Here is a 20,716-nt window from a genome sequence, read left to right on the forward strand (position 1 = left end):
GTCACGCCCGTACCGCCCGTACGAAATCTCTGTACGGGCATGCGCACTGCATCAGCGTAATCACAGGCAGTGACAATCGCCCCGTGAATGAGACGAATCCACCCCCCGCCCCGCGTGAGCGCTTCTACCGCCGCGAACGCCGATCCGTGCCCGCCGCCAGGCAGTTCGTACGGGAGGCCGTGACCGACTGGGCGCTCGGCGACCGGCTCGACGATGTCTTGCTGTGTGTGAGCGAGCTGGCGACCAACGCCCTGGTGCACGGAGTTCCGCCGGGGCGCGGCTACCGGCTGAGCCTGTCGCTGCTCGCGGACGGGGTGTTCCGTGTCGAGGTGCACGACAGCGGTGACGGGCGGCCGAGTGTCCGCGAGCCGTACGGGGAGTCGGGGCGCGGGCTCATGCTCGTCGCGGCGCTCGCCGACAAGTGGGGTGTGGGGGAGCGAGATCCCGGCAAGGTCGTGTGGTGCGAGTTCGTGATCTGACCGGTCTGCGTCTCCGGCCGGTCAGTCCCACCAGAACGTCCAGGCCGGCTGGTTCAGCACCTGGTGTGTGGCGTACGCGGGCAGGGTCGTGTGACGGCCCTGGTGGATGTTGTCCGGGCAGAACGCGAAGTGCTCCGCCGCGACCGCCTCGGCCTCCTCCTGGGTCGTCGGCGGGGCGGCCACCGAGACCACCAGCTGGTCGAAGGTGAGCGCCACCACCCGTATCCCGAACCGGTCCTCCCACGATCGAAGCACCGCGCACAGCCGCGCCACGTCGTCCTCGTGGTTCACCGGTCCCGACCAGCCGATCGCCGCCGGTATGTCCGCGCTGCGGCGGGCGGGCACCAGGGCCACTCGCGCGCCCTGCATCCAACTGCCCTCGTCGGTAAGGATGGAGGCGACTTCGGCCGCTTCCTTGTCGGGGTCGGCGGACGACTCCTGCGGGGCGGCGAGGCCCGGCCACTCCTCGTCCTCCGACAGACGCTCCCAGGACTCCGCGAGGATCTCCTCCGTGTCGTGGTCGCCCGGATAGGTCACCGACTCCGGGCTCAGGTCCCACTCCTCCGGCCACTCCTTGCGGTGACCGCCGTGGACGAGCAGCGGATGCAGCCCCGCCCTGCGGGCGGGCAGCAGATCGGCCCATGCGCGGGGGGCCGCCGGCTCGTCCGCGTACCAGAGGAGTGGTTCGTGCCAGGTCCCGTCGATGGTCGTGTCGACCAGCTTGCCGGGCGGCAGTTGGAGCCCCACCGACCGGCCCGAGGGGTCGGTGGCCAGGGCGGGCAGGGGGTTGGGGAGCGTCGCCATGCAGGAGACACTAAAGGCCGCCACTGACAACGGAGTTCAGTCTGTGGAACTTCCCCCGGCCGGTCCCGTACGCAGCAGGTCGGCGAGCCGGGACAGGCCGTCCGCCGAGTGTCCTTCGGCCACCGCGCGGTCGAGCAGCGGCTGCACCGGGGCGAACAGCTCCGTGCTGACGCCCTGCGCGGCGAACGTCTCCAGCAGGTTGGGGAACGCCTCCTGGTTGACGGCCAGGCTCGACACGTCCGTCAGATGCCGCCCCGAGTCGATCGCCGCCGCCCACGCCGGGGCCGAGCCGAGCACCGCGCCCACCCACGGCACCAGCAGCTCCGAGAATTCGGTGGCCGGGACGGACTCCGTACCGACCAGGGCGTACGCCTGCATCACGCCCATGATCATCCCGTACATGCCGGTGAGCAGCGCCAGGTCGTACAGGGCGGCGAGGCCGGGGTCGGTGCCGACGTACTTCGTGCCGCCGAGCGCGGCGAACGTCTCCTGGTGCGCGTCGAAGAGTTCCCGCGCGCCGCTGTAGAAGACGTACGCGTGGGGCCCCGCGATCATCTGCGGGACGGCCATGACCCCGCCGTCGAGGTAGCCGGCACCCTCCTTGGCCGCCCAGGCGGCGAGGTCGCGTGCCTGCTCGGGGGTGCCGTTGGTCAGGTTGGCGACAGTCTTGCCGGTGAGCTGTCCGGAGAGCGGTTCGAGGACGGTGCGGACCGTGTCGTACGTGGTGAGGCAGACGACGGTCAGCGGGCTCGCGGCCACCGCCTCGGCGGCCGTGTCGGCGGGGGTCGCGCCCTGGGCGACCAGTGGGCCGGTCTTGGCGGGGGATCTGTTCCACACGGTGACGGGATGTCCGGCCGTGAGGAACGCGGCGGCCAGGGCGGTGCCCATCATGCCGAGGCCGATGACGGAGACGGCGGGCCTGGGGGTTGTGGTCGGGGACATGCGGGTGCTCCTCCGGGCGGGCGAACTGGGTGGTCGCTCTCGATCTTCGGGCGGAGGACTTCTGCCTACAAGTACTGACTATTTAGTGCGGTACGCACCGGAAGGTAAGCGAGCGAGATACGGAAGTGTGTGCGAGAGATGGGCTGGACGCGGAAGGATGGCGAGGGCCAACTGGCGTACCAGGAGCCTCAGGAGCCCGATCTTGTCTTACGTGCACCATGTCGAGCGGTTCTACGGACTGCCCGCTTTCAACTTCCCGCCGTACGCCGATCCGGCGGACCTGCCACCCGCCGACGCGGTCGCCTGGCGCCTGCACCGGGAGCCGTACGACGCCGAGGAGAGCGCGGAAGACTGCTGGAAGCGGTTCACCGAGTCGGTCGAGCTGGAGAAGGTACGGGCGATCGTCTTCGGTCAACCCTGGTACGACGGCGACGGCGGGATGACGGACGAGCCACTCATCGAGCTGCGCGACCGGCTGACCGGGCTCGAAGCGCTCTTCCTCGGCGATCTGGAGGACGAGCAGGCGATGCTCTCCACGATCAGCCACTGCGACGTCGCCCCGATCCTCCAGGCGTACCCCGGCCTCCGGGAGCTGGCCGTACGCGGCGGGGAAGGCCTCGACTTCCCCGTCTCCGGCCACGAGGGACTGCGTGTGCTGCGCGTCGAGTCCGGCGGGTTGCCGCCGGTCGCGGCGGAACACATCGCCGCCGCCCAACTGCCGTCACTGGAACGCCTGGAGCTGTGGCTCGGCGACGAGAACTACGGCGGCGGCGTCACGGTCGAGCAGCTCGCCCCGCTGCTCACGGGGGAGGGCAAGCCCGCGCTGCGCCACCTCGGCCTCCAGAACAGCTTCATCCAGGACGAGTTGGCCACCGCGCTCGCCTCGGCGCCGGTCGTGTCCCAACTCACCTCGCTGAGCCTGTCGATGGGCACGCTCTCCGACGAGGGCGCCGCGTCGCTGCTCCAGGGGCAGCCGCTCACCCACCTGCGAGAGCTCGATCTCTCCTTCCACTTCATGAGCGACGAGATGATGCTGCGGCTCTGGACGGCGCTGGAGCCGGCGGGGGTCAGGGTGGATCTGACGATGAAGCACGAACGCGAGGCGGACGAGTGGGACGAGGACGGCCGGTACATCGCTGCGTCCGAATGAGCACCTGCGCCACCCACTCCCGTCCAACGTCGAAAGGCCGCACCACCATGTCCCGCGCATCCGAACGTCATGCTCCTGAGTCCCAGGACCCGGACGATCTCCTGATCGTGAGCAAGAATCTCAACGGCAGGTACCCCTGGCAGGATCCCGCCGAGCAGGTGCAGTACGGGCGCGTGCTGCTCGTCGCGGCCAAGCTGAAGTGGAGCCCCGCCGCGGTCGTGGTACGGCTGGGCGCGCTGGGGTACGCCGACGTCCAGCGCTCCGAGGGCCCGCTGCCCGACGCTGTCGAGCCCGACGACGCACCGCTGATCACCGGCGTGGAGAGGAGGTTCGGCGCCGTCCCGGTCGACGTCGACAAGACCGTGACCCTGCGGCAGATAGTCGAATCGGCGGCTCTCACGGACCGCTCCCCGGCCGACGTCGCACGGCGTATGACCGCGTACGGCTACCAGGTCGGGACCGGCGCCCTGCCGCTGCCCGAGACCGCCGACCCGCGTGATGTCGCGCTGATCCTCACCGACCGCAGAAGCTCGGGGTCGTGGCTCGACTGGGGAGACGAGGTGTCCCCGCAGCATGTGCTGGGCGTGGCACTGGAGTTGTCGTGCAGCCCGCACGTCGCCGCGAAGCGGCTGATCGAGCTCGGCTTCCGGCTGCCGTACACGCCCGAGCCGGGGGACGAGCGGCTGCTGAAGTACGCGGACACCCTCGGCGCCGGCTGGCTCGGCCGCTGGACGGCCCCGCCCGTCGGGCACATCCTCGACGTCGTCCGCGATACGGGCCGCTCGCAGGCGGACGTCCTCGCCCGGCTGAACGAACTGGGCTGCCAGCGGCCGGACGGGAACGTGCCCGACGCCCCGGAGGCGGACGACTTCGTCCTCCTCAGCGCGAACCTGGACGGCCACGCGCCCTGGCTGTGGAAGAACAACGTCGTCGGCCTCCAGGTACGCCACATCCTGCGCGCGTCCCTCATCACGGGCCGCAGCCCCGCACAGGTCGCCGAGAGGCTGGCCGCGCTGGGCCACTGGCTCCACGAGAACGCGAACCTGTCGGCGGTCGCCGACGAGTCGGACATCCACCTCCTGGAAACGCTCACCCGCTCGTACCTGGACGACGTCCACCTGGAACACGTCCTGCGCTCCGCGACCCTGACGGGCCGCAGCCCGTCGGACGTAGCCACCCGCCTGACCGAACTCGGCTACCGGCTCCCGGACGAGGTGAAGTACCCGGAGGTACTGCCGGGGGCGCGCGCCGCGTAGGCACGGGTGATGTCCTCGATCGCCGGACGGGCTTATGGCCCGGCCGGCGATCGAGGGCGGATCTACAGGCGCTCGGGGGTGCGGATGCCGAGCAGGGTCATGCCCTGGTGGAGCGTGCGGGCCGTGAGGTCGCAGAGGAAGAGGCGGTTCTCCGCGATCTCCTGCGGCGGGGCCGGCTTGATGACCGGGCACTTGTCGTAGAACGTCGTGAACAGCGACGCCAGTTGGTACAGGTACGCGGTCAGCTTGTGCGGCTCGTACGCGGAGGCCGCCTCGTTGAGCACCTCGCCGAACTGGTCCAGGTGCAGGCCCAGTGCCCGTTCCGCCGGGGCGAGTTCGAGTTCGGGGTGGGCCACCGGGGAGCGGTCGCCCGCCTTGCCGAAGATCGAGCGGGTACGGGCGTAGGCGTACTGGATGTACACGCTCGTGTCGCCGTGCAGCGACACCATCTGGTCCAGGTCGAACTTGTAGTCCCGCGCGGCGGAGGTCGACAGGTCGGCGTACTTCACCGCGCCGATGCCCACCTGCGTGCCGCGTTCGACGATCTCGTCCTCCGTGAGGTCCTTCGCCTTCTCCCGGACGACCGCCGACGCGCGCTCGACTGCCTCGTCCAGCAGGTCCACCAGCCGCACCGTCTCGCCCTCACGGGTCTTGAACGGCTTGCCGTCCTTACCGAGGACGGTGCCGAAGGCGAGCTGGACGGCCTTGACGTCCTCGTTCAGCCAGCCGGCCCGGCGGGCGGTCTCGAAGACCATCTTGAAGTGCAGCGACTGGCGGGCGTCCACCACGTACAGCAGGGTGTCGGCCTTCAGGTTCCCCACCCGGTCGCGGATCGCGGAGAGGTCGGTGGCCGCGTATCCGTAACCGCCGTTGCTCTTCTTGACGATGAGCGGCGTCGGATTGCCGTCCGGGCCCTTCACGTCGTCGAAGAAGACGCACAGCGCCCCGTCGGAGCGGACGGCGACGCCCGTCTCCTCAAGGATGCGGCAGGTCTCTTCGAGCATGTCGTTGTAGCCGGACTCGCCGACGACGTCCTCGTCGCGGATCTCCATGTCGAGCTTGTCGAAGACCGAGTGGAAGTAGATCTTCGACTCGTCCACGAACCGCTGCCACTGGGCGAGGGTCTCCGCGTCACCGGCCTGGAGGGCCACGACGCGGTCGCGCGCTCGGGCCTTGAACTCCTCGTCGGAGTCGAAGATCGCGCGGGCGGCCTTGTAGAGACGGCCGAGGTTCGACATCGCCTCCTCGCCGGAGACGTTTTCCGCGCCGCTGTGGTCCAACTCGTGCGGGTGCTCGGTCAGATACTGGATGAGCATGCCGAACTGCGTGCCCCAGTCGCCGATGTGGTGGCGCCTGATCACGTTCTCGCCCGTGAACTCCAGGATCTCGACCATCGCGGCGCCGATCACGGCGGAGCGCAGATGGCCGACGTGCATCTCCTTGGCGACGTTGGGCTGCGCGTAGTCGATGACCGTCGTGCCGGGGTCCGCGGCGCGCGGGACGCCGAGGCGGTCGTCGGCGGCGCGGGCGGCCAGCGTCTCGGTGATCGCCCGGTCCGTGACGGTGATGTTGAGGAAGCCGGGGCCCGAGACCTCGACCTCCTTGACGAGGTCGCCGGTGGACAGCGCCTGAACGACCTTCGCCGCCAGCTCGCGCGGATTGCCCTTCAGCTTCTTGGCGAGGGCCAGCATCCCGTTGGCCTGGAAGTCCGCCCGGTCGCTACGTCGCAGCAGGGGGTCTGCGGGGCCGGCCTCCGGCAGGGCTGCCGAGAGGGCGTCCGCGATGCGCTGATCGACGGTCGATGCGAGGGAAGTGACCGGGGCCATGGGCTGGGAGCCGTTCCTGTAGAAGGGGATGTCGGTGACCCCATTCTCCCATGGGGCAACAAGTCGTTTTCGCATTGTCGTAAGGGCCTGGGACAATGGCCGTCGCCGCTATCGCAGGCGTATTCGCAGGGCGTATGAGAAAGAAGGACGTACCGACCGTGGCTCAGAGCACCGAGACCGACTGGGTCTCCCGTTTCGCGGACGATGTCATCGCCGAGTCGGAGCGACGTGCGCCTGGCAAACCGGTCGTCGTCGCATCCGGCATCTCCCCCTCCGGCCCCATCCACCTCGGCAATCTGCGCGAGGTCATGACACCGCACCTCGTCGCCGACGAGATCCGCAGGCGGGGGCACGAGGTCAGGCACCTCATCTCGTGGGACGACTACGACCGCTACCGCAAGGTCCCGGCCGGGGTCCCCGGGGTGGACCCGTCCTGGTCCGAGCACATCGGCAAGCCCCTGACGTCCGTGCCCGCGCCGGCCGGGTCCGCGTACCCGAACTGGGCCGAGCACTTCAAGGCGCAGCTGATCGAGTCCCTGGTGGAGCTGGGCGTCGAGTACGACGGGATCAGCCAGACCGAGAAGTATCTGGCGGGGACCTACCGCGAGCAGATCCTGCACGCGATGCGGCACCGGGGCGACATCGACGCGATCCTCGGGCGCTACCGGACGAAGGACAAGGCGGCCGGCCCTCAGAAGAAGGCTCCCCAGCAGCAGAAGAAGGTCGACGAGGCCGAGCTGGAGGCCGCCGAGGGATCGGGCGCCGCCGACGAGGACGACGGCGCCGGATCGGCCGGGTACTTCCCGTACAAGCCGTACTGCGGCAACGAGGGCTGCGGCAAGGACCTGACGACCGTCACGGCGTACGACGACGCGACGACCGAGCTGACCTACGTCTGCCAGGACTGCGGATTCGAGGAGACCGTACGGCTCTCCGAGTTCAACCGCGGCAAGCTGGTCTGGAAGGTCGACTGGCCGATGCGCTGGGCGTACGAGGGCGTGATCTTCGAGCCGTCGGGTGTCGACCACTCGTCGCCCGGGTCGTCCTTCGTGGTCGGCGGGCAGATCGTGCGCGAGATCTTCGACGGTGTGCAGCCCATCGGGCCGATGTACGCGTTCGTGGGGATCTCCGGGATGGCGAAGATGTCCTCCTCCAAGGGAGGCGTGCCGATCCCGGCCGACGCGCTGCGGATCATGGAGGCGCCGCTGCTGCGCTGGCTGTACGCGCGGCGCAGGCCCAACCAGTCCTTCAAGATCGCCTTCGACCAGGAGATCCAGCGGCTGTACGACGAGTGGGACGCGCTGGAGCGCAAGATCGCGGACGGGTCGGTGCAGGCGGCCGACGCCGCGGCGTACTCGCGGGCCACGCGTACGGCCGCCCGTGAGCTGCCGCGTACGCCGCGCGCGCTGCCGTACCGCACGCTGGCCTCCGTCGTGGACATCACGGCGGGCGCCGAGGAGCAGACGCTGCGGATCCTCGGCGACCTGGACCCGGCCGATCCGCTGACCTCGCTGGACGAGGTGCGGCCCCGGCTGGACAGGGCGGAGAACTGGATCACCAGCCAGGTGCCTGCCGAGGCGCGGACGGTCGTCCGTGGCGAGCCCGACCGGGAGCTGCTGGACTCGCTTGACGAGCAGACGCGTGAGGCGCTGCGGCTGCTGCTGGCCGACCTGGACTCGCACTGGTCGCTGGACGGGCTCACGACACTGGTCTACGGCGTGCCGAAGGTACTGGCGGGGCTGGCGCCCGACGCGAAGCCGACGCCGGAGCTGAAGGCCGCGCAGCGGTCGTTCTTCGCCGTGCTCTACCGGCTGCTGGTGAGCCGGGACACCGGCCCGCGGCTGCCGACGCTGCTGCTGGCGGTCGGGGCGGACCGGGTGCGGACGCTGCTGGGCGGCTGAGCCGCTTCGTCGCCGGTGAGGGCCCTCGTCCGACTGATCGGACGAGGGCCCTCACCGTGTCGCTGCATCCTTCGGGCTACCTCGGGTTCGGCCACAGGCACGATGGAAACGGACTTTTCGGACGCGACTCTTGAGGCATGAGAGAAACGATCGAAATCATCGGCTGGGTCCTCGGGATCCAGGGAGTCCTCGGCGTCGCCGGACGCGTGCTCAGTGACAGCGACTGGGGTCTGGTGCACACCCTCATCGACAGTCCGCCCACCGCGCTGTACGTGGTGCTCGCCGTGGTGGGCGCGGCGCTGGCCATGTGGGGGGAGGTGGTGCGCAAGCAGCGTGTCTAGGCGATGTGCTCGGAGTCCTGCGCGTCCAGCTCTTCCTGGTAGCGGCGCGTGAAGTCCTTCACGTAGCCACGCATGGAACTCTCGCTCAACGGGCCGCCCGTGCGGCCCGTCACGCCGTACAGGTCCTGCAAGTAGACCGCGAGCTGGCGGGTGTTGGGCATGCCCTGGCGCTCGCTGACATACCGGCGGAAGGCGTTGTAGTACGCCTCCTCACGGGACATGCCCTCGGGGAGCGTGGGGGTGGGGAGTTCCTCCGGCTCCGGCGCGGGCTCCGGCTCGAAGTCGGGCTCGAAGTCGACCGCGGGCTGGGGGCCGAGGGGGCGGCGGGGCGGGAACTGCTGCGACTGCTGCGTCTGTTGGGCCTGTTGGGCCGCTTGCTGCTGAGGTTGCCGCTGCTCCGCCTGGGGCTGCTGGTCCTCGTACCGCTCGGCCTCGTACTGCTCGTACTGCTGCTGGGCCTGCTCGTACTGCTCGTACTGCTGCTGCTCGTACTGCCGCGGGTCGAAGTCGGGGTCGTACGAGCCCTCGTACTGGCCCTCGGGCGCCCGCGGGGCGGCGAACCAGGGGCTCTCGTGGACAGCGCCACCGTTGTCCTGCGGCTGCTGCCCGTGATCCCGCGCCCACTGCTCCTCTTTTTGGAGCTGGATCCAGTCCTCCTCCGTGAGCTCCCGCTCCTGCTGCGACTGCGGGAGTTCGGGCGCGGACACGGTCGCGGACTCGATCGCGGTCGCCGGGGTCGGCGGGAGCAGGGCCGGTTCGATGCCCGCCGCGGCGAGACCGGCCGGGCCGGTGTCCGCCAGCGGGACGCCGTACTTGGCGAGCCGCAGCGGCATCATCGCCTCGATGGGCGCCTTGCGGCGCCAGTTGCGGCCGTAGCGCGCCTGGAGGCGGGCCTGGTAGATGAGCCGGTCCTGTTCGAGCTGGATGATGTCCTCGTAACTGCGGATCTCCCACAGCTTCATCCGGCGCCACAGCTTGAACGTGGGGATGGGCGAGAGCAGCCAGCGGGTGAGGCGGACGCCCTCCATGTGCTTGTCGGCGGTGATGTCCGCGATGCGGCCGACCGCGTGGCGGGCCGCCTCGACGGAGACGACGAAGAGGATCGGGATCACCGCGTGCATGCCCACGCCGAGCGGGTCCGGCCAGGCGGCGGCGCCGTTGAAGGCGATGGTCGCGGCGGTGAGCAGCCAGGCGGTCTGGCGCAGGAGCGGGAACGGGATCCGCATCCAGGTCAGCAGCAGGTCGAGCGCGAGCAGGACGCAGATACCCGCGTCGATACCGATCGGGAAGACGATCGAGAACTGCCCGAAGCCCTTCTTCTCGGCGAGGTCGCGCACGGCGGAGTACGACCCCGCGAAACCGATCGCGGCGATGAGAACCGCGCCGGCGACGACGACGCCGATAAGTATTCGGTGCGTGCGAGTGAGCTGCATCGCGGCCACCCGTGGCCCCTCCCGTCCTGGACATCTGGCGGGGCACAGCCTGGCACATGTGTGCGGATGCTGTGTCCCTGGGAGCCTTGCGGCGCCGGGGAGTTGGGGCCCGGGGGCGGCGTACTGGGGTTTTTGTCCTCAATCGCCGGGCGGACTCGGGTGGTGCGGGGGCGCGGGCCGGGCCGGCTGCCGGGCGCCCCCGGGGCGGTCTACTCGGCCGCCGCCGGAACGGCCGCCACCGCTTCCTTCGTCGCCTTCGTCGCGCCCTTCACCAGGTCCGACGCCGCCGGGGACTTCGCGCCCGCGTAGCCCGCGCCGTTGTACGTGAGCGTGATGACCACGTTCTCCGAGCGCGCCACGACCGTCGCGTAGCCGAACGTCTCGCCCGTCTTCGACAGGCTGTATGTGATTGCCGTCGCCTCCGTGCCCACGCCCGGCGTCGGGGTCGCCTTCGCGCCCTTCGCACCCTCGGTGGCGCGCGCCTTGGCGACCTCCTTCTTGTAATACTCCGCGGCGCGGTCCTGGCCCGAGCCGATGCCCTCCTCGGAGTCGTACCGCATGAAGGAGATGTCCAGCCAGCGGTACTGCGAGCCCTTGACGCCGTTGTCGTCCAGGCCGTTCCACGAGCAGCTTCCGCGCGTCGTTATGTCCGAGGACTTGCCCGCCGAGCCCGACTTGTCCTTCGCCTTGGGCACCAGGTCCGCCGTCGTCTTCGCGGCGATCGACTTGCACGGATCGGCGGGCAGGGACGTGAACTTGGCGGGAGCGACCTTCGTCGCTTCCTTCGAGGCCGAGGCGGCCGGCTTGTCCTTGCCGCTGTCGGAGTCCGAGCCCGAGTCGGAGGAGCAGCCCGCGGCGACGATCATGACCGGGACGGCCGCGCAGGCGAGCATGCGCAGACGGGTGCGGGTGCGGGAGCGGCTGGGTCGCGGGGCTGATCGCTGCATGGTTCCTTCACTCGGTAGTCGTACGGTCCGATCGGCCACGGTAACCGCACGGGGCGTGGCTACGGGCCCGGGCGGCGGACTCGGCCCCGGGCGGACACCCGGCCCGAACGTGGCCACGGACCCTCTACTCGTTGAGCTGGTCGGCCAGCTTCCGGGCCAGTCCCCGGGCCTTTTCCTGCAGTTCCTTGCTGTCGGGGACCGTCGTCGAGTGGGCCGGCTGCTCCGCGTACCGCACCGTCACGACCACATTCGATGTGCGAAAGACCACGCTGACCGTACGGCGCTTGGCGGCCGAACCGGACGCGGCGAAGACGTCGTCCACGAAGGCCGCGTCGCCGAGGTCGTCCAGCAGGCGGGGCTGGAGGCCGGGGGGTGTCGTCGCGGCGTTGGGGGTCTTGCCGGGGGAGGGCGAGCCGGCCGGGCCCGTGTCGCCGTCGCTGTCGGCGTCATCGTCCGAGTCATCGGTCGCGCCGGCCGCGGGAGGCGGCAGGGCAGCGCCGTCCTCCTTCTTCGCGTAGACCTCCTGCGCCTTGTCGGCGTCGCTCACCGCCGGGTCGTAGGACACGACGCGCTCGACGTCGATCACCAGATTGTGCGAGGCGTCCGGGGAGTCGGCGGTCCACGCGCACCCGACGCGGCGGTCGGTGTCGTACGTCACGGCCGCCGTGCCCTTGTACGCCTTCTCCCGCTGCTCCTCGGGGAGCTGGGCGACGCCCGGCAGCAGATCCCGCAGCGTGGCGGGGTCCACGGAGCCGCACGGCTCGCGCAGGGTGCGGTACTTGCCCGGAGGCGCGGTGGTCGTGGTGGGGACACCGGCCTTGGCGTCGATGTCGGAGCCGTCGCCACCGGTGCCGGAAGTACAACCCGCGACGAGAGTCACGAGCAGCGCCGCCAGGCCGGGTACGTACGCCTTTCGCTGCACGGTCCCGGGCTCCTTTCTACGCGATGTGGACATGAGTTCTAAGCGGTCGTACTGATGAGAACTATGCAGGTGCCGTGCTGGTTCCACGTACGGCACAACTGGCGAGTTCACGCGAAAAGCGTTTGCCGCCGCATGGCGTGCGGTGGAGACAATGTGTACCTCACGCATTGCCGTGGATGCCGGTCCGCTGTCTGATTTGGCGGCCCTGGTTCCGGTTTTTGCATTATCAGACTTTCGGGAAGATTTTCGGGGGAATCGAGGAACTATGTCGTACGTGGAAGTGCCGGGCGAGAAGGTCCCCATCCGTATGTGGACGGACCCGGCCTCGGTCGAGGACGTGGCGATGCAGCAGCTGCGGAACGTGGCGACGCTGCCCTGGATCAAGGGCCTCGCGGTCATGCCGGACGTCCACTTCGGCAAGGGCGCGACGGTCGGCTCGGTCATCGCGATGCAGGGCGCGGTCTGCCCGGCCGCGGTGGGGGTGGACATCGGCTGCGGCATGTCGGCGGTCAAGACGTCCCTGACGTCGAACGACCTGCCGGGGGACCTGTCGCGGCTGCGGTCCAGGATCGAGCAGGCGATTCCGGTGGGGCGGGGGATGCATGACGATCTGGTGGAGCCCGACTCGATCGGCGCCGGCTGGGACGACTTCTGGACGCGGTTCGACGGGATCGCCGAAGCGGTCAAATTCCGTCAGCAGCGGGCGGTGAGGCAGATGGGAACGCTCGGAGGCGGGAATCATTTTGTCGAGTTCTGCCTTGATTCGACCGGATCCGTCTGGCTGATGCTGCACTCCGGCTCCCGGAACATCGGCAACGAGCTGGCGGACTTCCACATCGGCGTGGCACAGGGCCTTCCGCACAACCAGGACCTGATCGACCGGGACCTCGCGGTCTTCGTCTCGGACACCCCGGAGATGCGGGCGTACCGCAACGACCTGTTCTGGGCGCAGGAGTACGCGAGTTACAACCGCGCGGTGATGATGGACCTCTTCAAGAACGTCGTCCGCAAGGAGTTCAAGAAGGCGAAGGTCACCTTCGATCCGGTCATCTCCTGCCACCACAACTACGTCTCCGAGGAGCGCTACGACGGCATGGACCTGCTGGTCACCCGCAAGGGCGCGATCCGCGCCGGGAGCGGTGACTACGGGATCATCCCCGGCTCGATGGGCACGGGTTCGTACATCGTGAAGGGCCTGGGCAACGAGGCGTCCTTCAACTCCGCGTCCCACGGAGCCGGCCGCAAGATGAGCCGGAACGCCGCGCGCCGGAAGTTCTCGGTGCGTGACCTGGAGGACCAGACGCGGGGCGTGGAGTGCCGTAAGGACTCCGGCGTCGTGGACGAGATCCCGGGCGCGTACAAGCCGATCGAGAAGGTCATCGACCAGCAGAGGGACCTGGTCGAGGTGGTGGCCAAGCTCAAGCAGGTGGTCTGCGTGAAGGGCTGACGGCCACCGTCCGGGGGGATGTGGGGGCGCCGCGCACGCGGTGCCCCCACATCCGTGTCACGGCTTGTGCGGGTGGGCGGTGCGGGTCGAGGACTCGTAGGCGCGTTGGGTCAGGCCGATTTCCGCCACGTTCTTCGTCAGTTCGAAGTTGAGCCAGCTCGCCACATGGACCAGTTCCACGTTCTCGCCCCAGGGCAGACCCGCCGTCCGGGACTTCGAGTCGAGGTCGGCGTCGGTGAGCCGGAGCAGTTCCGTGCGCCAGGCGTCCTTCAGGGAGTTCAGCCAGGTGATCGTGGCGTCCGTGGTGCCCGGCCAGTGGATGGACTCGCGGGGCGGGGCTCCCGGGCCGAAGCAGTGGGTGAGGGTGGTCGTCCACCAGTAGCCGATGTGCCAGGTCAGCCAGCCGATCGAGGTGCTGGGGACCGGGTCGGGCTCAGGGACCTGCCAGTCGGCCACCCAGTTGCCCTCGGCGTCCGGGCGGACCGTCCAGCAGTCGGGGGACGGTTCCCAGAGGCAGGCCCGGTCGTCCAGGTCCTTGAGGTAGTACTCGAACAGCGCCCAGGCCATGTCGAGTTGGCGGACCAGCAGGTCAACGCGGGGGACGGTCGTCGTCATGACGGCGAGCGTTCCACCGGGGGAGGGGGCGGGCAAACGATTTGTTGTTGCCGCGAGGCCCCCGCCTTGGTGTTCACTGGCGGCGGAGCCGAGCCACCCACAGACCCGACAGAGCATGGAGAAACGCCTTCGTGACCGATCGACCCAATCTGCTCGCCGACTGCGGAAGCTGCTTCGGGCTGTGCTGCGTCGCGCTGCCCTTCGCCGCCTCGACGGACTTCGCCGTCGACAAGAAGGCCGGGCAGCCGTGCGTGAACCTGCGGAGCGATTCGCGTTGCGGCATCCATACGAGGCTGCGGGAGAAGGGCTTCCAGGGCTGCACGGTGTACGACTGCTTCGGCGCCGGCCAGCAGGTCTCGCAGGTCACCTTCGGCGGGCGGGACTGGCGCGAGGACCCGGCGACGGCGCGGCGGATGTTCGCCGTGTTTCCCGTGATGCGGCAGCTGCACGAACTGCTCCGGTATCTGACCGAGGCCCTGGCGATGGAGACCGCTCGCGGCCTGCACGGGGAGCTGCGGGCCGCCCTCGACGCGACCGAGCGGCTGACCGCGAGTGACCCCGAGACCCTCCTGGAACTGGACGTCGCCGGTCACCGGGCGGGCGTCAGCGAGCTGCTGCTGCGCACCAGCGAAGTCGTACGCGCCGGGGTCCGGGTCAAGCGCAAGGAACGCAGGGGCGCCGATCTGATGGGCGCCAGGCTCAAGGGCGCCGACCTGCGGGGCGCCAATCTGCGGGGTGCGCTCCTGATCGCCGCCGATCTGCGCGGCGCGGACCTGCGGACGGCCGATCTGATCGGCGCCGACTTCCGGGACGCGGACCTGCGGGGCGCCGATCTGACCGGCGCCCTGTTCCTCACGCAGTCGCAGCTCGACGCGGCGAGGGGCGACGCCGCGACCGTGCTGCCGGCCTCACTGGCGCGCCCCTCGCACTGGTGAGTGGAGGGGCTGGAACGGTGATCGGGTCAGCCGCGCCGTTCCGCCGCACGCAGATCGCGCGCCCGTGACAGTGCGTCGTCGAAGTCGCGCTGGGTGTCGTCGGACCAGTGCATCAGGTCCGCCAGGACGCGTGAGAGCGTCTCGCCGGGGCTGCGGCGCCAGCCGTCGCCGGAGAGGGTGTACGTCTCCAGCGCCGCGCTCGCGCGACGGACGGCGGCGTCCCGGCGGGCGTCCTCGGGACCGTGAATCTCTTCGGGACGGCGGGTGCCCCCGGTCATCCGAGTTCCCTGTGCACCTTGGTGTTGGACGCCTGTGCCCGGGGGCGTACCACCAGCAGGTCGATGTTCACGTGGTGCGGACGGGTGACCGCCCAGGTGATGGTGTCGGCCACGTCCTCCGCGCTGAGCGGCTCCGCGACCCCCTCGTACACCTTCTCCGCCCGCTCGGTGTCCCCGCGGAAGCGCGTGGAGGCGAACTCCTCCGTCTTGACCATGCCGGGCGCCACCTCGATCACGCGGACCGGCGTGCCCACGATCTCCAGGCGGAGGGTTTCCGCCAGGACATGCTCCGCGTGCTTGGCCGCGACATAGCCGCCGCCGCCCTCGTACGTGGCGAAACCGGCGGTCGAGGAGAGGATCACCACCGTGCCGTTGCCGCTCGCGGTGAGGGCGGGGAGCAGGGCCTGGGTGGTGTGGAGGGTGCCGATGACGTTCGTCTCGAACATCTGGCGCCAGTCGTCCGGGTCGCCGCTGGCGACCGGGTCGGCGCCGAGCGCGCCGCCCGCGTTGGCGACCAGTACGTCGACGGACGGGAGGCGGCCGAGTTCGGCGGCGAAGGCGTCGACGGCGGCGCGGTCGGTGACGTCGAGGACATGGGCGGTGGCCGAGTGTCCGGCCGCGTTGATCTCGGCGGCCAGCGCCTCGATGCGGTCCTTGCGGCGGGCGGTCACGACGACGTGACAGCCGGCGGCGGCGAGTTGGCGAGCGGTGGCGGCTCCGATGCCGCTGCTGGCTCCGGTGACGACGGCGGTGGGGGTACCGGCGACGGTCATGGCGTGCTCCTCGCGCGTGTGGGCGACTGATCGACTCCCGGCCAGGATAGGCAGGCGGTGCGGCTCAGTGGTCGCGCGGGGCGTACATCAGCACGGCCATGCCGACGAGACAGATGAGCGCGCCGATGATGTCGTAGCGGTCGGGGCGGTAGCCGTCGGCGACGACGCCCCAGGCGATCGAACCGGCGACGAAGACGCCGCCGTACGCGGCGAGGATGCGGCCGAACTCGGCGTCGGGCTGGAGGGTGGCGACGAAGCCGTACAGGCCGAGCGCGACGACTCCGGCGCCGATCCAGATCCAGCCCTTGTGTTCGCGTACGCCCTGCCAGACGAGCCAGGCGCCGCCGATCTCGAAGAGGGCGGCGACGGCGAAGAGGGCGACGGAGCGGGCTACGACCATGTGATCAGCGTGCCACGAGGGCGAAGGCCGCCATGAGGGCGGAAGACGACTCGCCACGCTGACGGTTGGTCAGGTAAGGGAAGGTTGTGGGGGTATCTTCCGATTATGCGTGTAATGCACAGAGCGATGATGGTGGTGTCCGCCGCGGCCGTGGCCGTGATGATGGGCGCGGGTTCGGGCTCGGGCGTGGAAGCCCCCGGCGCGGGCGTCGGCCAGGGTTCCGAACACGGGCCCGAACAGGGTCCGGCCGAGGCCGACGTCGCGCACCACGGCCATGTCTCCCTGCGGGGCGGGCGGCTCGCCGTACGGCTGTCGACCGGCAACCACGGCCCGTCGGACCTGGCCGGCGCCACGGCCAGGATCGCGTTCTCCGAACAGCTGGCCGTCGGGCAGGCGCTGCCCGTCGGGTGCCTGTGGGGCGGGAACCAGGTCGTGTACTGCCAGGCGGGCGCGTTGCGGGCCGACGGACGGGACAGCGAGTTCCTGCTCGATCTGCGGACGGTCGGCGATCCCGCCGAGATGTCCATGGACATCGCCACCGTGTGGAACGGCGGCGCCGTGGACCTGAACCCCGACAACGACAAGCACCACGTGCTCGTCCCGGCCACCGGCGATCTGTACATCTACTGAATCCGGGTCCCGACAACAGGTAGGGCCCGGCAACTACGCCGCCGCGCCGCCGAATTCGCGCAACGCCTCATCCACGATCGCCGCCAGCCGCGCGTGGTGCGCGCCGCGCCAGTAGACCCTGCCGCAGGCCGTGCACTGCGCGAAGACGTCGTACGTACGCTGCGTGCCCTGCTCCAGCCTGGCCTGGACCGAGTCCTTGTCGGCCGCCCCGAGCGGACCGTTGCAGGCCGTGCAGCGGGTCCACGGGGCGAGCACGGGCGCGAACCGTCCCAGAACGTCCCTGAGCTGGTCGTCCGTGCGGTCGCTGTAGATGTACGCCCCCGCCCAGATCTCCCGGCGCCGCAGCAGGCCCCGGTCGCGGGAGAGCATGACCCGTCGCTCCTTCGCCGAGAGCGCGGCCAGCGCCGGATCGCCGATGTCCTCGCTCTCGTAGGCCGCGTCGACGCCCAGCAGCCGCAGACGGCGGGCGAGGGTGCCGAGGTGGACGTCGAGCAGGAAGCGCAGCGGTGCGCCCGGTACGCGCTGCGGCCTGGCCACGGCCCGTACCTCCACCGACTCGCCCGCCGACGGGATGTGCGACGTGGCCACCGGGCGTCCGTCGACGAGGAGTTGACCGGCCTCGGTGAGCGGGACGCCGAGGGATTCGACGACGTGGCCGAGCGTGGACGAGCCGTCCGTGGCCACGGCCGTACGCCCGCCGCGCCGCCCGGCCGGGACGAAGACGTGCAGCTCGGAGGCGAAGGTGAGGTGGATCTCCGGTCCGTTCACATCGTCAGCATGTCACCGGGCCGCGAGGCGGGCCAGGGCTTTCCGCGTGGGCGCGGCATCGGTCCGTGATCGCTCGCCGACACTCCGCGATCATTCCGCGACTCCGCGACTCCGTGATCACCGCGCCTCCAGATCCAGCCGCCACTCGTTGCACCGCATCATGTGGCCGACCGGATACTCGAACTCGCCCTCCCCGAGCAGTTCGAAACCCGCCTTGCGGCACACCGCGTTCGACGCGCCGTTGTCCACCGACGGGTACGCCATCAGATAGCGGTGCCCGCGCTCCGCCCGCGCCGCCTCCACCACCGCCTTCGTCGCCGCCACCGCGAGCCCGCGCCCCTGGAACTCCCCGAGCACGCCCCAGCCCGTCTCGTACACGTCCTGCCCCTGCCAGGTGGTCTCCCAGAAGCCGGTGTTCCCCACCGGAACGCCGTCCGGCAGCAGGACGATCCGGAACATCCGGCCCTTGCCTGTCCGGTCGGCGCTCAGGGCCACGTACCTGTGGTGCCTGACGAGCAGTTGGTCCTCGGTCTCGGGGCCGCCAAGATGCTCCATCAGCTCCGGCGCGTTGGCGGCGCGCAGCAGGCCGAGGTCCCCTTCCGACCATGGCTCCAGCCGCACTCGGGGTGCTTTCATTTCCATGTGACCGACTCTAGGTCGGGGCACTGACAACGGGGCACTGACGACGAGGCCATGACAGAGGCACCGGCAACGGAGCGCCGACAACCGGAGCGGGAGGTGCGGTCGCGTGAGCTACACGGGCGTCTGGTCGGTCGGCGCCGTGCCCGACGCCGAGGTCGTCGCCCTGCCCCGGCGGTTCGCCCATCTCGACGAGACCTGGACCGTCCCGGACGGCTGCGCCGAGGACCTGGGCTGGTGGCTGGGCGGCGGCGACCGCGAACCGTACTTCACGCCCGAACCGACCCCCGCCGCACACCGCTTCGCCGCGTTCGCGCGCGGCGGCGGCCCCTCCGCCCCCGCCGTGGTCGCCATGAAGGACGCGGCGACCGGCCTCCTGCGACGTGCCGACGCCGACGGGAGCGATCCGGACGCGCTGTTCGCCGTTGCCGTACGCAAGGGGGAGCCCGCGACCGCGCTCCACCACGGTCTCGGCGCCGAGGCGTCGTCCCGGCTGCCGGGCTGGTTCGGGGACTTCCTCCTCACCGCCGACGAAGTGCGGGCCGTGCTGCCGGGCGCCGAGTCCGTGCTGGCCGTGACGGGGCCCCGGCGCAGGGAGGTACTCGCCCGCATCGACGCCTGGGCGTACGCGATGGCGGACGCGCCGGAGGGGGAGTTCGACTCCGCCGGGCTGCTGGCGGGGCCGCTGCGGGTACTCCGGTACGCCGCCGCCCACGGCCTGGGCGTCGTCGCCGTGACCGAGAGCTACTGACGAGAGCTACCGGACCGAGTGCGCGTGCGCGTACGCCGTCGGCGGCACGCCCACCGTCGCCGTGAAGTCCCGCACCAGATGCGCCTGGTCGCTGTAGCCCAGCTCGGCCGCCAGCGCCGCCCAGTCGACTCCGTCCGCCGCTTCCGCGCGCTCCAGCGCCTCGTGGATGCGGTGACGGAGGATGACCCACTTCGGCCCGACTCCCACGTAGGTGGCGAACAGCCGCTGCAACGAACGCACCGACAGCCCGGCCGCCGTCGCGAGCTGCGCCGCCCGCCGGATCGCACGGTCCTCGCCGACCAGAGCGACGACCCTCATGGCCTCGTCCGCCTGCGGGTCCGGCCGCGCGCCCAGACCCAGCAGGTACGTGTCGAGCGCGGCGACCCGCGCGTCCTCGCCGGGCGGGTCCAGGACCGCGCCGACGTCCGCGTCGCTCGCGGGCAGCACCTCGGCGATCGGCACCCGCCGGCCGGACCACTCGGACACCGGCCACGCGGGCGCGAACGGCCGGAAGCCGCCGGGGCGGAACTTCACCCCGCACACCCGGCCGCGTCCCTCCAGCTTCTGTGTGAACAGTTCGAGCCCGATCCCCGCGACCTCGCCCCAGGGCGGGGCCGCGCCGAACCGCTGGAAGACGACGTTCACCGAGGGGTGCGGGACGACATGGGAGGCGTAAGGCTCCGACAGATCCCAGTCGATCAGCCAGTACAGCTCCACGTAACGGCGCAGCTCCGGTGCCGGCAGGCGGCGGCGGAAATCGGCCCGAGCGAAGAGTCCGGAGGCGTCGACGATGCCTCGGGTGTCGCGCCGTGGAGCTGCTGCCATGGCGGGATCCTATGTCGCGTTTGTTCAATACGCGCGAGGGCCGCCGACCATAGCGTCGGTGCCATGGACGACAAGATCAGCACCCTCCTCGAAGCGGCCGCCGCCGACGCTCTGCCGGTGCTGCGCGGTGTGCGCGACGACCAGCTCACCCTGCCCACCCCCTGCGTCGAGTACGACGTGCACGGCCTGCTCGACCACCTCTTCCAGGTGATCACCAACTTCCAGGCGCTCGCGGGCAAGGGCGAGTCCGACTTCGGCTCCCCGCCCGAGCGCCTGTCGGACGACCGGCGCGAGCGGTTCGCCGCCGAGATCGACGGGCTGATCGGGGCATGGGCCGCGCCGGGCGCGGAGGACGGCCTCACCGGAGCCATGAACATGCCCGCGCGGACCGTCGGCGCGATGGCACTCGGCGATCTGACCGTGCACTCCTGGGATCTGGCCCGCGCGACCGGGCAGCCGTACGAGCCGGACGCCGCCGTCGTAAGGATGCTGGGCGTCGAGTTCGCGGCGCTGGCGCCGACGGCCCGGTCGATGAACGTCTTCGGCGAGCCCTTCCCGGTGGGCGGGGACGCGACGGCGTTCGAGTCCCTGTTGGCCGAGACCGGGCGTGATCCCGGATGGCAGCCGCCGGCCCACGCGTGAGCCGCGCCTGTC

The 20,716-nt window shown here is 70.5% G+C and carries 23 protein-coding genes; 10 read left to right on the plus strand and 13 right to left on the minus strand.

What is annotated here, in order from left to right; translation table 11 throughout:
- The first annotated feature begins 83 nt into the window (after positions 1-83).
- Positions 84-479, plus strand: a complete 396-nt coding sequence (locus ACFWHU_RS32580) for an ATP-binding protein (RefSeq protein WP_355188540.1) — start codon at positions 84-86, stop codon at positions 477-479.
- Between the two features lie 21 nt (positions 480-500).
- Here the strand turns inward: ACFWHU_RS32580 and ACFWHU_RS32585 are convergent, their stop codons facing one another.
- Positions 501-1,283 carry a DUF4253 domain-containing protein gene (locus ACFWHU_RS32585; protein ID WP_387229351.1) on the minus strand — a complete coding sequence of 261 codons (783 nt, stop codon included), beginning with the start codon at positions 1,281-1,283 and terminating at the stop codon, positions 501-503.
- A gap of 36 nt (positions 1,284-1,319) precedes the next feature.
- A complete protein-coding gene (locus ACFWHU_RS32590) occupies positions 1,320-2,225 on the minus strand; it encodes an NAD(P)-dependent oxidoreductase (protein ID WP_387229353.1) in 906 nt (301 codons plus the stop codon).
- Positions 2,226-2,436: 211 nt separating this feature from the next.
- Between ACFWHU_RS32590 and ACFWHU_RS32595 the strand changes: the two genes are divergently transcribed.
- Both ACFWHU_RS32595 and ACFWHU_RS32600 read left to right on the plus strand, forming a co-directional pair.
- A complete protein-coding gene (locus ACFWHU_RS32595) occupies positions 2,437-3,375 on the plus strand; it encodes an STM4015 family protein (RefSeq protein ID WP_387229475.1) in 939 nt (312 codons plus the stop codon).
- Between the two features lie 47 nt (positions 3,376-3,422).
- Positions 3,423-4,631: a hypothetical protein gene (locus tag ACFWHU_RS32600; RefSeq protein WP_387229356.1), complete on the plus strand. Its 1,209-nt coding sequence runs from the start codon at positions 3,423-3,425 to the stop codon at positions 4,629-4,631.
- A 62-nt stretch (positions 4,632-4,693) separates the two neighbouring features.
- Here the strand turns inward: ACFWHU_RS32600 and argS are convergent, their stop codons facing one another.
- Positions 4,694-6,457, minus strand: a complete 1,764-nt coding sequence (argS, locus tag ACFWHU_RS32605; protein ID WP_385801313.1) for an arginine--tRNA ligase — start codon at positions 6,455-6,457, stop codon at positions 4,694-4,696.
- Between the two features lie 134 nt (positions 6,458-6,591).
- Here argS and lysS point away from each other — a divergent pair, with 134 nt between their 5' ends.
- Positions 6,592-8,358: a lysine--tRNA ligase gene (gene lysS / locus ACFWHU_RS32610; protein WP_385801311.1), complete on the plus strand. Its 1,767-nt coding sequence runs from the start codon at positions 6,592-6,594 to the stop codon at positions 8,356-8,358.
- 137 nt (positions 8,359-8,495) lie between these two features.
- Positions 8,496-8,699: a hypothetical protein gene (locus ACFWHU_RS32615; protein ID WP_385801309.1), complete on the plus strand. Its 204-nt coding sequence runs from the start codon at positions 8,496-8,498 to the stop codon at positions 8,697-8,699.
- On the opposite strand, the gene ACFWHU_RS32620 is transcribed toward ACFWHU_RS32615, so the two are convergent.
- The 3 genes from ACFWHU_RS32620 to ACFWHU_RS32630 all read right to left on the minus strand — a co-directional run bounded on the left by ACFWHU_RS32620 (position 8,696) and on the right by ACFWHU_RS32630 (position 12,001).
- Positions 8,696-10,141: a DUF2637 domain-containing protein gene (locus ACFWHU_RS32620; RefSeq protein WP_387229359.1), complete on the minus strand. Its 1,446-nt coding sequence runs from the start codon at positions 10,139-10,141 to the stop codon at positions 8,696-8,698. The two genes, ACFWHU_RS32615 and ACFWHU_RS32620, sit on opposite strands and share 4 nt — an antisense overlap.
- Before the next feature lie 200 nt (positions 10,142-10,341).
- On the minus strand, positions 10,342-11,079 hold the full coding sequence (locus ACFWHU_RS32625) for a DUF3558 domain-containing protein (RefSeq protein ID WP_385801305.1): 738 nt from the start codon (positions 11,077-11,079) through the stop codon (positions 10,342-10,344).
- Between the two features lie 124 nt (positions 11,080-11,203).
- Positions 11,204-12,001 (minus strand): DUF3558 domain-containing protein, encoded by a 798-nt coding sequence (locus tag ACFWHU_RS32630; protein WP_385801303.1) that lies wholly within the window; start codon positions 11,999-12,001, stop codon positions 11,204-11,206.
- A gap of 265 nt (positions 12,002-12,266) precedes the next feature.
- Between ACFWHU_RS32630 and ACFWHU_RS32635 the strand changes: the two genes are divergently transcribed.
- Positions 12,267-13,448: an RtcB family protein gene (locus ACFWHU_RS32635; protein WP_387229362.1), complete on the plus strand. Its 1,182-nt coding sequence runs from the start codon at positions 12,267-12,269 to the stop codon at positions 13,446-13,448.
- 57 nt (positions 13,449-13,505) lie between these two features.
- Here ACFWHU_RS32635 and ACFWHU_RS32640 read toward each other — a convergent pair whose 3' ends face one another.
- Entirely contained in the window at positions 13,506-14,063 is a 558-nt protein-coding gene (locus tag ACFWHU_RS32640) for a DinB family protein (RefSeq protein ID WP_385801299.1), read from the minus strand.
- A gap of 131 nt (positions 14,064-14,194) precedes the next feature.
- On the opposite strand from ACFWHU_RS32640, the gene ACFWHU_RS32645 reads away from it, so the two are divergent.
- Entirely contained in the window at positions 14,195-14,998 is an 804-nt protein-coding gene (locus tag ACFWHU_RS32645) for a pentapeptide repeat-containing protein (protein ID WP_385801297.1), read from the plus strand.
- 26 nt (positions 14,999-15,024) lie between these two features.
- On the opposite strand, the gene ACFWHU_RS32650 is transcribed toward ACFWHU_RS32645, so the two are convergent.
- From ACFWHU_RS32650 to ACFWHU_RS32660, 3 genes are all read right to left on the minus strand, one after another.
- Positions 15,025-15,276: a hypothetical protein gene (locus ACFWHU_RS32650; protein WP_385801295.1), complete on the minus strand. Its 252-nt coding sequence runs from the start codon at positions 15,274-15,276 to the stop codon at positions 15,025-15,027.
- On the minus strand, positions 15,273-16,049 hold the full coding sequence (locus ACFWHU_RS32655; RefSeq protein ID WP_385801293.1) for an SDR family NAD(P)-dependent oxidoreductase: 777 nt from the start codon (positions 16,047-16,049) through the stop codon (positions 15,273-15,275). Before ACFWHU_RS32655 ends, ACFWHU_RS32650 begins: the two co-directional genes overlap by 4 nt.
- Positions 16,050-16,113: 64 nt before the next feature.
- Complete coding sequence (locus tag ACFWHU_RS32660) at positions 16,114-16,449, minus strand: YnfA family protein (RefSeq protein ID WP_387229366.1); 336 nt, start codon at positions 16,447-16,449, stop codon at positions 16,114-16,116.
- Positions 16,450-16,563: 114 nt separating this feature from the next.
- On the opposite strand from ACFWHU_RS32660, the gene ACFWHU_RS32665 reads away from it, so the two are divergent.
- The gene (locus ACFWHU_RS32665; RefSeq protein ID WP_385801291.1) at positions 16,564-17,079 is read left to right on the plus strand and encodes a hypothetical protein; all 516 of its coding nucleotides are present in this window, start codon (positions 16,564-16,566) and stop codon (positions 17,077-17,079) included.
- A gap of 33 nt (positions 17,080-17,112) precedes the next feature.
- Here the strand turns inward: ACFWHU_RS32665 and ACFWHU_RS32670 are convergent, their stop codons facing one another.
- Both ACFWHU_RS32670 and ACFWHU_RS32675 read right to left on the minus strand, forming a co-directional pair.
- The gene (locus tag ACFWHU_RS32670; RefSeq protein ID WP_385801289.1) at positions 17,113-17,847 is read right to left on the minus strand and encodes a Mut7-C RNAse domain-containing protein; all 735 of its coding nucleotides are present in this window, start codon (positions 17,845-17,847) and stop codon (positions 17,113-17,115) included.
- Between the two features lie 117 nt (positions 17,848-17,964).
- Positions 17,965-18,489, minus strand: coding sequence for a GNAT family N-acetyltransferase (locus ACFWHU_RS32675; RefSeq protein WP_385801287.1), 525 nt, complete (start codon positions 18,487-18,489; stop codon positions 17,965-17,967).
- 106 nt (positions 18,490-18,595) lie between these two features.
- On the opposite strand from ACFWHU_RS32675, the gene ACFWHU_RS32680 reads away from it, so the two are divergent.
- The gene (locus ACFWHU_RS32680) at positions 18,596-19,237 is read left to right on the plus strand and encodes a hypothetical protein (protein ID WP_387229370.1); all 642 of its coding nucleotides are present in this window, start codon (positions 18,596-18,598) and stop codon (positions 19,235-19,237) included.
- A gap of 6 nt (positions 19,238-19,243) precedes the next feature.
- Here the strand turns inward: ACFWHU_RS32680 and ACFWHU_RS32685 are convergent, their stop codons facing one another.
- Positions 19,244-20,062: a DUF6597 domain-containing transcriptional factor gene (locus ACFWHU_RS32685; RefSeq protein WP_387229372.1), complete on the minus strand. Its 819-nt coding sequence runs from the start codon at positions 20,060-20,062 to the stop codon at positions 19,244-19,246.
- A 63-nt stretch (positions 20,063-20,125) separates the two neighbouring features.
- On the opposite strand from ACFWHU_RS32685, the gene ACFWHU_RS32690 reads away from it, so the two are divergent.
- Positions 20,126-20,704, plus strand: a complete 579-nt coding sequence (locus ACFWHU_RS32690; RefSeq protein WP_387229374.1) for a TIGR03086 family metal-binding protein — start codon at positions 20,126-20,128, stop codon at positions 20,702-20,704.
- Positions 20,705-20,716 lie beyond the last annotated feature (12 nt).

The sequence above is a fragment of the Streptomyces sp. NPDC060366 genome, assembly GCF_042725135.1.
Classification (GTDB): Bacteria; Actinomycetota; Actinomycetes; order Streptomycetales; family Streptomycetaceae; genus Streptomyces.

Bases quoted from the DNA above. Each gene is read 5' to 3' on its own strand.
- ACFWHU_RS32585 (WP_387229351.1), bottom strand. From the start codon at position 1,283: ATGGCGACGCTCCCCAACCCCCTGCCCGCCCTGGCCACCGACCCCTCG.
- ACFWHU_RS32590 (WP_387229353.1), bottom strand. From the start codon at position 2,225: ATGTCCCCGACCACAACCCCCAGGCCCGCCGTCTCCGTCATCGGCCTC.
- ACFWHU_RS32600 (WP_387229356.1), top strand. From the start codon at position 3,423: ATGTCCCGCGCATCCGAACGTCATGCTCCTGAGTCCCAGGACCCGGAC.
- argS (WP_385801313.1), bottom strand. From the start codon at position 6,457: ATGGCCCCGGTCACTTCCCTCGCATCGACCGTCGATCAGCGCATCGCG.
- lysS (WP_385801311.1), top strand. From the start codon at position 6,592: ATGAGAAAGAAGGACGTACCGACCGTGGCTCAGAGCACCGAGACCGAC.
- ACFWHU_RS32615 (WP_385801309.1), top strand. From the start codon at position 8,496: ATGAGAGAAACGATCGAAATCATCGGCTGGGTCCTCGGGATCCAGGGA.
- ACFWHU_RS32625 (WP_385801305.1), bottom strand. From the start codon at position 11,079: ATGCAGCGATCAGCCCCGCGACCCAGCCGCTCCCGCACCCGCACCCGT.
- ACFWHU_RS32635 (WP_387229362.1), top strand. From the start codon at position 12,267: ATGTCGTACGTGGAAGTGCCGGGCGAGAAGGTCCCCATCCGTATGTGG.
- ACFWHU_RS32640 (WP_385801299.1), bottom strand. From the start codon at position 14,063: ATGACGACGACCGTCCCCCGCGTTGACCTGCTGGTCCGCCAACTCGAC.
- ACFWHU_RS32650 (WP_385801295.1), bottom strand. From the start codon at position 15,276: ATGACCGGGGGCACCCGCCGTCCCGAAGAGATTCACGGTCCCGAGGAC.
- ACFWHU_RS32655 (WP_385801293.1), bottom strand. From the start codon at position 16,049: ATGACCGTCGCCGGTACCCCCACCGCCGTCGTCACCGGAGCCAGCAGC.
- ACFWHU_RS32660 (WP_387229366.1), bottom strand. From the start codon at position 16,449: ATGGTCGTAGCCCGCTCCGTCGCCCTCTTCGCCGTCGCCGCCCTCTTC.
- ACFWHU_RS32665 (WP_385801291.1), top strand. From the start codon at position 16,564: ATGCACAGAGCGATGATGGTGGTGTCCGCCGCGGCCGTGGCCGTGATG.
- ACFWHU_RS32675 (WP_385801287.1), bottom strand. From the start codon at position 18,489: ATGGAAATGAAAGCACCCCGAGTGCGGCTGGAGCCATGGTCGGAAGGG.
- ACFWHU_RS32685 (WP_387229372.1), bottom strand. From the start codon at position 20,062: ATGGCAGCAGCTCCACGGCGCGACACCCGAGGCATCGTCGACGCCTCC.
- ACFWHU_RS32690 (WP_387229374.1), top strand. From the start codon at position 20,126: ATGGACGACAAGATCAGCACCCTCCTCGAAGCGGCCGCCGCCGACGCT.